Origin of the sequence: Endozoicomonas sp. ALB032, from assembly GCF_049310125.1 — a bacterium.
In the GTDB taxonomy this organism is placed as follows: Bacteria; Pseudomonadota; Gammaproteobacteria; order Pseudomonadales; family Endozoicomonadaceae; genus Endozoicomonas_A.
In genome coordinates, this window is sequence record NZ_JBLYNW010000001.1 from 4,923,801 (window position 1) to 4,936,723 (window position 12,923).

The window sequence follows — 12,923 nt, forward strand, 5'->3', positions numbered from 1 at the left end:
AAATAGCAGACACCCACCCTGAATATATTGAGAAATCTCTGGGAACGCTGAGTGCAGATGATTATATCCACTGGGTTAAAGCACTTTGGAAACGGCGTGGTCAAAAGCCCTTTTACCGGCGATGGCCAGAAAAAGTCAAAGTAGGGCAGCAACAAATAGTTGAACTGCAAAGGTCCCCTGGCCTCAGCCATTGTCGATCTGTGCAACCTGCCTCCCTGGCACAACCAGAAGCGTTGCAATTTCTCGTCGACGCCTTCAGAGTACCCCTTCAGAGTACCACCGGTTTTGCCTAATGCCATGGATAACGAAGAGACCATTCTGAGAATACTACAGCATTATCACCGTCGCCCCGGGCCAGAGCGAGTTATCCAATGCCTTGGCAGTGACACATTTCCCGGGGTATGGAAGCCTGATCACAACTGCAGTCATGTATTGCGGGCCTGGTGGTTAAGGAGAAGCGCTTCAGGGGATATGACGAGAAAGGTAAGGTAAACCTGCAGAAAATGCTGGTGCCCGTGAAGGTTCCGCCTGATCGTAATTAAGCGAAGACGCAACAAGGCTGGCTGGAACAGAAGCAGGTAGCCCTCATGCAATAGCTACTGCTTCCTTCGACCGCTGCCATTCCAGAAGCTCTTTAATGGCTTTAATCACTTCTTCAACACCATGAATAATAGGGCTTGAATTGAGGTGGGTACTCTGTTTGAGGCTGGTTTCAAGCTCCAGACAGGCTTTCAGAAGTTTTGGTGCCGCGCAATATCGGCAAGCTCCGTGAAGTCTGTGAACCCGATCCAGTAACGGCTCATGGAGATGGTTTCGGAAGCTCTCTTCGATGGTCTGCAAATCCTCTGGCAAACCATCAAGTAGCATGTCCAGCATTTCTCTGGCCAGTTCCCGGTTGCCGGCTGCCAGTTGTATGCTCTTCTCCACGTCTATTGGTGAGGAGTCAGCCTCTAGCTGAACGGATAGGCTCTCTTCAGTCGGGTCATCCGGTGCCTGCACTGAATTGCCTGTCCAGTGACTGATGGTAGAGACCAGCTGACGGGTGTTGACGGGCTTGGTCATATAGTCGTCCATCCCGCTTTGCAGGATCTGCTTGCGTTCTTCAGGCAGTGCGTGGGCAGTCACTGCAATAATAGGAATACGGTTGTAAATAGTGTTGATATTTCTGATTCGACGAGTCGTTTCCAAGCCATCAATCTCAGGCATCTGAACATCCATCAGTATCAGGTCGAAGATTTTCTGATGGCAACATTCAATGGCTTCAAAACCATTTTTGGCAGTGACTACAGACTGATCCATTTTTAACAGAATGGTTTCCAATAGCTTAAGGTTGACCTCATTATCATCCACGATCAGGATATCCAGTTTTTTTTCAAACACTGCTTTGGCAGGTCGCATGACATCGGCTCCGGGGGCGGGGTTCGAAGTCATCCCTTTAATCGCCCGCAAGAGCTTGTTTCTGGCTACGGGTTTAAGGAGGCAGTGAATCCCTGAGGGCAGAGTATCCAGCAGGTTGCTGCTACCGGCCACGGCAAGAATCAGAACCGGGCTTTGCTGGAGATAGTTTACGGCGATTTTTAGGGTGCGCTGCAGATGATCGTCACCCTGGCTCAGCAGAAGCAGGTCATGGTTGTTATGAGTTTCAACGTAAGTCTGCAGTTCTGACAAAGACTGAAAAGAAGTGACTTTTAATCCCAGGCTCTGTGCCTGATGCCCTATGGAAAGCCTGGAGAGTTCCTGAGGCTCGTAAAGTAATACATGACGGCAGCCGGGTAAGGGCTCCGGCTTAAACAGAAGGCTCTCATCTTTTATCGAGCGGACTCGAATGGTAAACCAGAAAGTAGAGCCTCTGCCCAGATCAGAATCGAGTCCGATTTCCCCCTGCATCTGTTCGACAAGACTTTTGCTGATGGCGAGTCCCAAACCAGTACCACCGGCTTGTCGTGTTCTGCTGGAGTCAGCTTGAGAGAAAGATTTGAAAATGCGGGAGTGCTGTTCAGACGTCAGCCCTGAACCAGTATCTGTGACGGTAAACTTAAGTGTATGGATGTCAGCGTCATCCACTTGCTCCAGCATGACTCGAATGGCGACACTGCCGTAATTGGTGAACTTGATGGCGTTGCTTACCAGGTTGGTCAGAATCTGGGAGAGCCGCAGCTTGTCGCCAATGATATCTTCAGGAGTATCTTCATAAATGAAACTGACCAGTTCCAGCGATTTATGGTGTGCCGCAGGGGCCATAATAGCCAGGACATCGTCGATCACTTCCCGGATACTGAGTTGCTGATTGTCCAGTTCGAGCTTGCCTGCCTCGATTCTGGAGAAGTCGAGAATGTCATTCAGTATGGTCATAAGACCCTGGGCAGATTTCTCAATAGTGCACAGATACTCCCTTTGCTGTGATTTAAGTTCCGTTTCAAGCAGCAGGGCAGTGTAGCCGGAAATACCGTTTAGAGGTGTCCGAATTTCATGGCTCATATTGGCCAGGAATTCACTTTTACTCTTATAGGCTTCGAGTGCTTCTTTTCGGGCCAGGTCCAACTCAACATTCTGGATTTCTATGGTTTCCAGAGTTTCGTGTAATTCATTGGTGGATAAGTCAGCGCTTCTTTGCAACACCTCCCGGGAGTGAGTGAGCCGCTCGAGCAGTCTGTTGATAGCCAGCTCCAGTGTAAAGTAGAGACTCCCGGGAGAGGCTTCCAGTCGGCTATCCTGATCATCTGCATCGATTTTATCCATAGCATCGGCGATGGCCCGCATGGGGTTTATCAGGGAGCGGGACAGCTTCATGTAGAGAGAAAGGACAATGCCAATAGCCAGAGCCAGCAGAATAACGGCCACAAGAGTGGCTCTGTGTTTTTGTATACGTGTTTCCGAATAAGCGTATTCAATCTGCAGCCAGCCAAGGGTTTCAGTTGAATCACCACTGAGTCGAACCACGGGGGTAATAGCTCTTAAGGTATCCCGGGTGGTGAAAAGAGTCAGAGCGTCGGGAAGTGGTTGATCTATGCCTACAGGGAGCAGGTTGGGGCCGGTATGAAGTAATTCCCTGCCATTTCGATCGAGCAGGCTGACTGCCCTGATATCAGTATCATCCAGAATCCGGACCGCCAGATCACGGGTGTTCTGCATCTCACCGCTTTCTATTGAATAAACTACAAGCGTCGCCAGCTTGCGAGTCATGTCTCTGGCTTTCGTGGTCAGCTGCTGGTCAAGTCCGGCTAAATGTGCCCAGAGATAGAGGCTGCACGTAAGGGCAGAGATGAGTGTGCCCGGTAGCAGTGCTAAAACAAGAATCCTGCGCTGAACAGTCTGGAAAGATGTTTTCATAAGTAATAATTGTACAGACTGGATTATTATCATTTATGCTGGGGGCATCATAAGAGTTATGTGTCAGTTTTGGAAGTTTTGGTTTAGGAAGTTTTGGTTTAGAGAGTATGGATTACCCCACAATCGAGTCGCTGGTAGGCAACACTCCTCTTATTCGGCTGCAGAGGCTTTCTGCCGGGCGAGGGAACACTATTCTGTTGAAGATGGAAGGAAATAACCCCGCCGGATCGGTCAAGGATCGTCCTGCGCTCTCCATGATATCTGAGGCGCAAGCCAGGGGCGTCATCCAGCCCGGTGATAATCTGATCGAAGCGACCAGTGGTAACACCGGTATAGCCCTGGCCATGGCTGCTGCTATCAAGGGTTATCGAATGATTCTGATCATGCCCGATAACATGAGCGAAGAACGCAAGGGTGCCATGGCTGCTTATGGTGCAGAGCTTAAAATGGTGAGCAAGGAAGAGGGTATGGAAGGGGCCCGGGATCTGGCGCTGGAAATGGAAAAGCAAGGTCTGGGCAAAGTGCTCAACCAGTTCGCTAATCAGGATAATCCTCTGGCGCATTACAAAGGCACCGGCCCTGAAATCTGGCAGCAGACTGGTGGTGAGATCACCCACTTTGTCAGCTCCATGGGTACTACCGGCACCATCATGGGTACCTCAAGGTTCCTGAAAGAACAGAACCCGGATATCCAGATTGTAGGTCTGCAACCTGCTGATGGAGCCAGCATTCCCGGTATTCGGCGCTGGCGACCGGAATACCTGCCGGAAATATTCGATGACAGTCGTGTAGACAGAGTGATGGATATCCATCAGTCCGAAGCCGAAGAAACCATGAAAACCCTGGCCAAAAAAGAAGGTATATTCTGCGGTGTATCTTCCGGTGGCTCTGTCGCGGGAGCATTAAGACTGGCTGAAGAAGTGGAAAATGCCACCATCGTCTGCATTATCTGTGACCGGGGTGATCGTTATCTTTCTACCAACGTCTTTAACCGATAGGGGAATCAACGCATTGACTGTGTCGTCTAAAAGCGGGTTCAAAAAACATTTACACAGTCATTGCTCTCCAGTACTGAAATTTTATACAGCTGTAGGTACAATTCTCAACGGTATTAATTTTTACGCAGCTATTCCCGTGAAAATACAGCATTATTCACTCCGGCACTGCTTCTTGTTGTGAGGGGCTGTGTTGTTTCGTTGACAGGCTGCGTGTGTATTTCTGAATCTGAAGGATACAGTTTCATGCGATCTCAGAAGGCTTCTCCGGGCGCCAGACGTCGGGTCGTTGGAGAAGTTCTTGTACAGGGTCTTTCCCATGATGGTCGGGGTCTTGCCCGATTAAAAGGCAAAACCCTTTTTGTCGATGGGGCGCTTCCCGGGGAGCAGGTTTCGGTCCTGCTGACAGAAGATCGACGTCGTTTCAGCAGTGGTCGGGTCACTGATATAGAGTCTGCTTCAGATGAGCGCGTCTCTCCTCCCTGCCGACATTTTAAAGTCTGTGGTGGTTGCAGCCTGCAATACTGGTCCCATGAGGGCCAGCTTCAGGGCAAACAAAGTATTGTACTGGATCAGTTGCAGCGGTTTTCGTCGCTGACGCCCATGGCAATAGCTGAACCTCTGGCTTCTCAACCCTATGGTTATCGTTATCGTGCCCGTTTGTCGATCCTTTGGAAGAAGGGCCACTTATCACTCGGGTTCAGGGAGAGAAGCAGTAAACAGATTGTCGATGTTCGTGAGTGTCCGGTCCTGGCAGAACCCTTGCAGTCACTACCGGCGTTGCTGCGAGACTGTTTACCAGAACTGAACCAGCGAGAAGCGATCAGTCATGCTGAACTGTTGCTGGCTGATTCCGGCCGCGCCATTCTGCTCAGACACACCAGGGGGTTGCCGCCCGAGGATTTGAACAGGCTGGAAGCAATGGCCCGGGAGCAGCAATTGCACCTGTACCTGATGGGGGATGAGAAGCTTACCCGTTGCCTCTACTCTCCGGTGGCTGATCCCTGGCTGTATTACCGGATACCGGAGATGGACCTTAGGTTTCAGTTCAGGCCAACAGACTTTACCCAGGTCAACTGGCCTGTTAATTGTCAAATGGTGGCACAGGCTCTGGATTGGCTGGAATTGACACCGCAAGACCGGGTGCTGGATCTTTTTTGTGGTCTTGGCAATTTTTCTCTGGCAATGGCCAGAAAGACAACTTCTGTCGTTGGTGTCGAGGGCAGTGCGGGGGCTGTTGAGAGAGCTGCATTCAATGCCGGTCTGAATGGTCTGAAAAACACCCACTTTTATCAGGCCAACCTTGCTGCTCTGGTTGAGGGGAACAAGTCAGGGGAGGGCTGGTTGCATCAACATTACGACGCCATGTTGCTGGACCCTCCCAGAACCGGTGCTATTGAAATTATTGAACACATGAAAGGTCATATACCCGATCGGTTGCTTTATATCTCGTGCAACCCTGCAACCCTGGCCAGAGATGCCGGAGCCCTGGCCCAACAGGGGTTCAAGCTGGTCAGATTAGGCGTGATGGACATGTTCCCGCAAACCGGGCATGTCGAATCCATGGCACTTTTTAAACAGTCCTGATTCAGGAGATCCCTTCATTCAGGCAGTGCCTCCGAAGAAATAAGTGGAAAACTTGCATGGTAAAGGTAAGAGAAGATCATCCCGTTCGCTTTGATGGCTCCATCGATTTGGATGCCTGGCTGGTGCGTATGCAGGAAAGCTTTGGTGTGACCGGAACGGATCGCCTCAGGGCTGCCTGTGAACTCAGTCGTTGGGCCGAGCTTGAGGCTCGTCAGCAGGCAGATACTGTCTGGCCTACAGGTTTGGGTTGTTTTCGTACCGGCCTTGAGATGGTTGAAATCCTTGCAGAGCTGAGGCTGGATACTGAAACGCTGGTGGCTGCTGCTCTCTATCGGGCTGTTCGTGAACACAGACTGTCCATGAAACAGGTGGAAGAAGACTTCGGCAAGACCGTCGTTCGTCTGATTAAAGATGTTCAGGGTATGGCCGCCATCAGTGAACTCCTTAACCCGGCCAGAACCCAGGTGCTGGATCAGAGTCAGGACCAGCTGGAAAAAGTCCGCAAGATGCTGGTTTCTATTATTGACGATGTTCGGGTAGCACTGCTCAAGCTGGCAGAGCGTACCTGTGCCATCAGAGCTTTGAGAGATGCTGATAAAGACAAGCGCCGCCGGGTGGCCCGTGAGGTTTTTGAAATCTATGCCCCCCTGGCTCACCGCCTGGGTATCGGTTATATCAAGTGGGAGCTGGAAGATCTTTCCTTCCGCTATCTGAATCCTCAGGATTACAAACGTATTGCCCGCCTGCTGGATGAGAAAAGAACCGATCGCCAGCAATATATTGACCATGTTGTCGATCAACTCAGGCAAGCGCTGGGTGAAGCTCAGATAGAAGCCAATGTTTATGGTCGCGCGAAACATATCTACAGCATCTGGCGAAAAATGAAACGCAAGGGGCTGGACTTCAGGGACCTTTATGACATTCGTGCTTTTCGGGTGATTACCAGAGAGGTCAGGGATTGCTACGCGGCTCTGGGTGTTGTGCACTCTCTGTTTAATCATATCCCTCAGGAATTCGATGATTACATCGCAACGCCCAAGGAGAATGGTTATCGCTCCCTGCACACAGCGGTCTTTGGACCGGAAGGCAAAACGCTTGAGGTACAGATTCGAACCGAAGCGATGCATGAAGAAGCTGAGCTGGGTGTTTGTGCCCACTGGAAGTACAAGGGCACCGACGTTAATACCAAAAGTGACAGTTATGAAGAAAAGCTCAACTGGCTGCGTAATGTCATGGAGTGGCATGAAGAGTTGGGTGATCTGGGAGGCATCGCTGAAGAGTGGCGTTCTGATGTCGAGCCGGATCGTATTTATGTGTTCACAAAAGCAGGTCATGTAGTGGATCTGTCTTTGGGTGCTACGCCCATTGATTTTGCTTTCAGAATTCATTCAGAAGTGGGTTTGAAGTGTCGCGGCGCTAAGGTGGGAGGCCGCATTGTGCCTCTGAATCACAATCTTAAAACCGGAGATCAGGTAGAAATTCTGACCGGACCCAATGTTCAACCCAGTCGTGACTGGCTCAACCCGGATCTCGGTTATGTCAATACCAATCGGGCAAGAGCCAAAATTACCAACTGGCTGAAAAAGCAGGATCGCGACTCCAATATTGTTGATGGCAGTAGTCAGCTCAATGCTGAACTCAAACGTCTGGCTCTGACGGGCGTTGATTTCAACGATCTCCTGCCTCAGACGCCCTTTAAGGAAATGGATGATATGTACGCAGCCATCGGAGCTGGCGATTATCGTGTCACCCAGGCCGTAGCCCTGGCTCAAAGAGAGCTGGAGCCGGAAGCAGAAAAAGAGTTTGAGATACGTACCCGGGCACCTCAGGAAAAAGTGTCAGACAGTACTATCACCATTGACGGGGTGGGTAATCTGATGACCCAGATGGCCGGCTGCTGTCAACCGGTGCCCGGTGATCCCATCATAGGCTATATCACGATCGGCCGTGGTGTCACCATTCACCGACAGGACTGCAATAACGCCCTGAATCTTCAGGAGCTGGAACCGGAAAGACTGATAGAGGTGAACTGGGGCTATTCTCCGGAATACATGTACCCGGTGGAAATTATCATCACCGCCTATGACCGCTCAGGGCTGCTGCGCGATATTACCATTGTTCTGGCTAATGAGCGTGTCAATGTTCTCTCAGTACAGACGCGAACCAGCAAGGAAGACAACATTGCCAATATGTTGTTGACGGTTGAAGTTCAGAGTCTGCAGCAACTGAGTAAAGTCCTGGCTAAAGTCAATCAGCTGCCCAACGTGGTCGAAGTTGCGCGTTATCGCAAGGAAGGCAGATGAGTCAGAGTAGCCTGGAGGATATGCTGTATCTTATGAGCAGGCTTCGGGACCCCGAAGCTGGTTGCCCCTGGGATCTGGAGCAGAACTTTACGACTATAGCCCCCTATACACTGGAAGAGACCTGTGAAGTTCTGGAGGCCATTGCCAGCGAGGATTTTGAAAACCTTCGTGAAGAACTCGGTGATTTGCTGTTTCAGGTAGTGTTTCATTCAAGAATGGCAGAAGAGGCCGGGCTCTTTGATTTTCATCAGGTCGCTGCTGGTCTGGTGGAGAAAATGGTGCGTCGTCATCCCCATGTTTTCCCTGACGGAACCCTGGAATCCAGAATGTCGCCGAATGATGACACCACTTCCGATCAAGTCGTTGAAAGTTGGCAGGCGATCAAGCAGAAAGAGAAACTGGCAAGGGGGGAGAAGACTTCAGAGTCGGCCATGCCGTCAAAATTACCGGCTGCTTTACCCTCGTTAACAAGAGCGTTCAAGCTGCAAAAAGCGGCTGCAAAGGTCGGTTTTGACTGGCCAGAAGTCGAACCCGTGTTTGACAAGATTCAGGAAGAAATGGAAGAAATACGTGAAGCTGTGCGAGAACAGCAGGGCAATGATCGGATTGCAGAAGAAATAGGTGATCTGATGTTTGCCTGTGTCAATCTTGCGCGTCATCTTTCAGTGGATGCGGACTTGTCATTGCGCAAAGCCAGTGACAAGTTTGAGAAGCGTTTTCGAACCATGGAATTAAGGGCTGCTGAAGAAGGCCATGAGTTTCATCAGTTAACACTGGAAGAAATGGAAGCGTACTGGCAGCTGGGAAAAGTTCGTTAGTGGGCTTTTTTGACCCTTTGCAGAAATAACATTGACATTTTTCCACCCTGGCCCCACGAAAGGCACGACATTGAAAAAATAGCAGAGCAAGATGCTTGACTCTTTACATAATGCGCGGAGTGATAGACCTGATTAGAAAAAAAACGAACATGTTTGAACATTGGTTGACTTAAATCAATGGTTTTGCGTTGATGAGTTTTGTTGTTGTTTGAAATAATCTGCCCGCTGTCGGGGCTGCTAAAAATAAACAAGTTTTTATAAGGCCTCGCAATTAATATCTTGAATGTATACCTACGTGGGCGGAGCTCATTTTTATGCGAAAATCTTTCTTTGGTGAATGTCTGGCTGAGTTTATCGGCGTTGGCCTTCTGATTTTCTTCGGTGTTGGCTGTGTTGCCGCATTGGTTCTGGCAGGCGCGGATTTTGGTCAGCTGGAAATTTCTATTGTCTGGGGGCTGGGCGTCTCTATGGCGATATACGTAACCGGTGGTGTTTCCGGCGCTCATCTGAACCCGGCAGTCACTTTGGCATTGACTGTGTTTAAAGGTTTCGAAAAGCACAAGGTTGTGCCTTACATCCTTGCCCAGATTTTGGGTGCTTTCTGTTCCGCTGCATTGGTTTATTTTCTTTATAGTAATCTGTTTGCCGATTTTGAACTGTCTCAAGGTATCGTCCGTGGTTCCGAAGAGAGCCTGGCCACAGCGGGTATCTTTTCCACCTATGCGCACAGTGCCCTGAGCAATATGCAGGCATTTGCTGTGGAGTTTGTGATTACTGCAGTGCTGATGGGGGTTATTCTGGCTATTGGTGATAACAACAATGGTGACTCCAATGGTGCGCTGTCTGCCCTCCTGATCGGTTTGCTGATTGCGACCATTGGTTCTGCTTTTGGCCCACTGACTGGTTTTGCCATGAACCCTGCCCGGGATTTTGGTCCCAAGCTGTTCACCTATATGGCAGGTTGGGGTGAAGTGGCTCTGACCGGCGCTCGAGCCAATCCCTATTTTTGGGTACCAATAGTGGCTCCGATCGGCGGCGCAATGGCTGGCGCATGGATTTACATTAACCTGTTAGGCAAACAATTAGAGCCCGAGACAACATCGAGCCAATTAGAGATAAAAACCACATAACACAGTAAAACCCGTTACGCACCCTGTTACATAGAAAGCGCGGTCTTTTTCACTGTTTTGTATAACAGGCTTAACTGGGTGCACTGCTGATATCAGCCCAGAGCTGAATGATAAAGAAGATTGATTATGACGACTGAGAAGAAATACGTTGTTTCATTAGACCAGGGTACTACAAGCTCCCGAGCCATTATCTTTAATCACGACGGTGACATGGTGGGAACTTCACAGCGTGAATTTACCCAGCACTACCCACAGGCGGGTTGGGTTGAGCACGACCCGATGGAAATCTGGGCGACCCAAAGTTCTGTGCTGACGGAAGTTCTGGCTAAAACAGGTATTCGTTCTGACGAAATCGCTGCTCTGGGTATCACCAATCAGCGTGAAACCACTGTCGTTTGGGATAAGAACACTGGCCGCCCTGTTTATAACGCCATTGTATGGCAGTGTCGTCGTACAACCGAAATCTGCGAGCAGCTGAAGAAAGAAGGTCTGGAAAACTATATCCGGGAAACCACCGGTCTGGTTCTGGATGCTTATTTTTCGGCAACGAAAATCAAGTGGATTCTGGACAATGTAGAAGGTGCTCGTGAAAAAGCTGAAAACGGCGATCTGCTGTTCGGTACTATCGATACCTGGCTGACCTGGAAGCTGACCGAAGGTCGTGCCCATGTCACCGATTATTCTAATGCTTCGCGCACCATGCTGTACGATATCAATAGACTGGACTGGGACGAAAACCTGCTGAAGGCTATGGGAATTCCTTCCTCTATGTTACCGGAAGTGAAATCCAGCTCTGAAATTTATGGCCAGACTAACATTGGTGGAAAAGGCGGTACCCGCATTCCTGTAGCCGGTATTGCGGGGGATCAGCAGGCGGCTCTGTTCGGCCAGATGTGTCATGAAAAAGGTATGGCCAAGAATACCTATGGCACAGGATGCTTCCTGCTGATGAATACGGGGAGTGAGCTGGTCAAATCAGAAAACGGTTTACTGACCACCATAGCTTTCGGTATTGATGGCAAAGTGCAATACGCTCTGGAAGGTGCCGTATTTATGGGTGGTGCTTCAGTTCAGTGGCTTCGTGATGAACTGGGACTGATCCGTGATGCTGCCGACACGGAATATTTCGCCAATAAAGTCGACGACACTAACGGTGTTTATGTTGTGCCTGCTTTTGTAGGTCTGGGTGCCCCTTACTGGGATCCCTACGCGCGTGGTGCGATCTTTGGCCTGACCCGGGGAGCTAACCGTAACCACATAGTTCGTGCAACACTGGAAGCCATTGCTTATCAGTCCCGTGATCTGATTGACGCAATGGAACAGGATTCCGGAATTGAAATGAAACAGTTGCGCGTCGACGGTGGTGCGGTAGCCAATAACTTTTTGATGCAGTTCCAGTCTGACATTCTCGACACTGAAGTGGTTCGCCCGACAGTTGTAGAATCCACTGCCGCAGGTTCGGCCTATCTTGCGGGCCTGGCCGTTGGTTTCTGGAAAAGCACTGATGAGTTAAAGGATAAGGTTTCCGTTGATCGAGTCTATGCTCCGTCGATGTCCGATGAAGATCGTCTGAAACTTTACGACGGTTGGAAGAAAGCGGTCGTTCGCAGTCAGTCATGGGAAAATCAGGAGTGATGTAAATTTCCTGATACTATTGCAAATGAGCCTGCTCAGGCAGGCTCGCGATTGCAATGGGGGTTATTTACTCTGCGCTCTGAGTCTTGACTGAGTTCGGTTTCTGGTTCATTGGAGATGACTTTTTACGCAAGCCATCAAAGGTGAAAATAATCAGGGCCAGCCAGATCAGACCAAAGGTGATTAATTGAGCCTGAGTCACCTGTTCTTTGTAGACGAACAGTCCAACCAAAAAAGAAATGGATGGACCAAGATACTGCAGGATACCGATTGTGGTTAATGTCAGCTTTTTGGCCGCCGTGATAAACAAAACCAGAGGGACGGTGGTCACCAATCCGGCCAGAGACAACAGTAGACTGGTGTGAGGGTCCGAGAAACGGAAACTGTGGTTGCCACTTTTGTAGAGCCAGAAAAAATATCCCAGAGTCACTGGCAGCAGAATCAGAGTTTCGAAAGCCAGGCCAGGTACAGCCTCCACCTGAGTCTTTTTCCTGACCAGTCCGTACAAGCCAAAACACATAGCCAGGGCAAAAGCAACCCAGGGCACAATACCTAACATCAGTATCTGATAGATGACAGCGACAGTAGCCAGCAGGATAGCAATCTGTTTGAGCGGTGACAGTTTTTCATTCAAAAACAGATAGCCCAGAAGAACATTAAACAGTGGGTTGATGTAATAACCGAGACTGGTTTCAAGAATCCTGTCATTGGTCACACCCCAGATAAAGATCAACCAGTTTGCACCAACGAGAATAGCGGATAGTGTCAGTGTTCCCGACAGTTTGATACTGGAGAAAATCTGCTTTAGCTCTGAAATCGTACCTGTTATTTTCAGTAGGGCCAGCAGCAATAAAGCTGACCAGAATACGCGGTGTCCCAATACTTCCAGCGGAGGTACGTGTTCCAGAGCTTTGAAATAAATGGGTACCAGCCCCCAGATGGTAAAGGCCATTATACCCAATGCAAAGCCAGAGAAATCTCGTTGTTCGGACACTCTTTTTCCTTAAATGGTTACTTCTAATTACGCAGTTATGGTGACGAGCATGGTGTTCTGTTTTTCACGAAGGGACATTGTGCCTGAACATTTGTTTCGAGTTAACCCACTTCTCTATTGATAAGCACGCA

Annotated in this window: 9 protein-coding genes; 7 read left to right on the top strand and 2 right to left on the bottom strand. The window is 49.6% G+C overall.

What is annotated here, in order from left to right; translation table 11 throughout:
• Window positions 1–159 precede the first annotated feature (159 nt).
• Complete coding sequence (locus ACO6VG_RS17925; protein ID WP_422133563.1) at window positions 160–492, top strand: hypothetical protein; 333 nt, start codon at window positions 160–162, stop codon at window positions 490–492.
• A gap of 93 nt (window positions 493–585) precedes the next feature.
• Here the strand turns inward: ACO6VG_RS17925 and ACO6VG_RS17930 are convergent, their stop codons facing one another.
• Entirely contained in the window at window positions 586–3,330 is a 2,745-nt protein-coding gene (locus tag ACO6VG_RS17930; protein WP_422133564.1) for a response regulator, read from the bottom strand.
• Between the two features lie 107 nt (window positions 3,331–3,437).
• Here ACO6VG_RS17930 and cysM point away from each other — a divergent pair, with 107 nt between their 5' ends.
• From cysM to glpK, 6 genes are all read left to right on the top strand, one after another.
• On the top strand, window positions 3,438–4,328 hold the full coding sequence (cysM, locus tag ACO6VG_RS17935; RefSeq protein ID WP_422133565.1) for a cysteine synthase CysM: 891 nt from the start codon (window positions 3,438–3,440) through the stop codon (window positions 4,326–4,328).
• A 243-nt stretch (window positions 4,329–4,571) separates the two neighbouring features.
• Complete coding sequence (rlmD, locus tag ACO6VG_RS17940) at window positions 4,572–5,912, top strand: 23S rRNA (uracil(1939)-C(5))-methyltransferase RlmD (RefSeq protein ID WP_422408983.1); 1,341 nt, start codon at window positions 4,572–4,574, stop codon at window positions 5,910–5,912.
• A gap of 56 nt (window positions 5,913–5,968) precedes the next feature.
• A complete protein-coding gene (gene relA / locus ACO6VG_RS17945; protein WP_422133567.1) occupies window positions 5,969–8,215 on the top strand; it encodes a GTP diphosphokinase in 2,247 nt (748 codons plus the stop codon).
• Window positions 8,212–9,033: a nucleoside triphosphate pyrophosphohydrolase gene (gene mazG, locus ACO6VG_RS17950; protein WP_422133568.1), complete on the top strand. Its 822-nt coding sequence runs from the start codon at window positions 8,212–8,214 to the stop codon at window positions 9,031–9,033. Before relA ends, mazG begins: the two co-directional genes overlap by 4 nt.
• Before the next feature lie 314 nt (window positions 9,034–9,347).
• The gene (locus tag ACO6VG_RS17955; protein WP_422133569.1) at window positions 9,348–10,163 is read left to right on the top strand and encodes an MIP/aquaporin family protein; all 816 of its coding nucleotides are present in this window, start codon (window positions 9,348–9,350) and stop codon (window positions 10,161–10,163) included.
• A 126-nt stretch (window positions 10,164–10,289) separates the two neighbouring features.
• Complete coding sequence (glpK, locus tag ACO6VG_RS17960) at window positions 10,290–11,798, top strand: glycerol kinase GlpK (RefSeq protein WP_422133570.1); 1,509 nt, start codon at window positions 10,290–10,292, stop codon at window positions 11,796–11,798.
• 67 nt (window positions 11,799–11,865) lie between these two features.
• Here the strand turns inward: glpK and rarD are convergent, their stop codons facing one another.
• Window positions 11,866–12,792 carry an EamA family transporter RarD gene (gene rarD, locus ACO6VG_RS17965; RefSeq protein WP_422475010.1) on the bottom strand — a complete coding sequence of 309 codons (927 nt, stop codon included), beginning with the start codon at window positions 12,790–12,792 and terminating at the stop codon, window positions 11,866–11,868.
• Between the last annotated feature and the right edge of the window lie 131 nt (window positions 12,793–12,923).

Bases quoted from the DNA above. Each gene is read 5' to 3' on its own strand.
- ACO6VG_RS17930 (WP_422133564.1), bottom strand. From the start codon at position 3,330: ATGAAAACATCTTTCCAGACTGTTCAGCGCAGGATTCTTGTTTTAGCA.
- cysM (WP_422133565.1), top strand. From the start codon at position 3,438: ATGGATTACCCCACAATCGAGTCGCTGGTAGGCAACACTCCTCTTATT.
- rlmD (WP_422408983.1), top strand. From the start codon at position 4,572: ATGCGATCTCAGAAGGCTTCTCCGGGCGCCAGACGTCGGGTCGTTGGA.
- relA (WP_422133567.1), top strand. From the start codon at position 5,969: ATGGTAAAGGTAAGAGAAGATCATCCCGTTCGCTTTGATGGCTCCATC.
- mazG (WP_422133568.1), top strand. From the start codon at position 8,212: ATGAGTCAGAGTAGCCTGGAGGATATGCTGTATCTTATGAGCAGGCTT.
- ACO6VG_RS17955 (WP_422133569.1), top strand. From the start codon at position 9,348: ATGCGAAAATCTTTCTTTGGTGAATGTCTGGCTGAGTTTATCGGCGTT.
- glpK (WP_422133570.1), top strand. From the start codon at position 10,290: ATGACGACTGAGAAGAAATACGTTGTTTCATTAGACCAGGGTACTACA.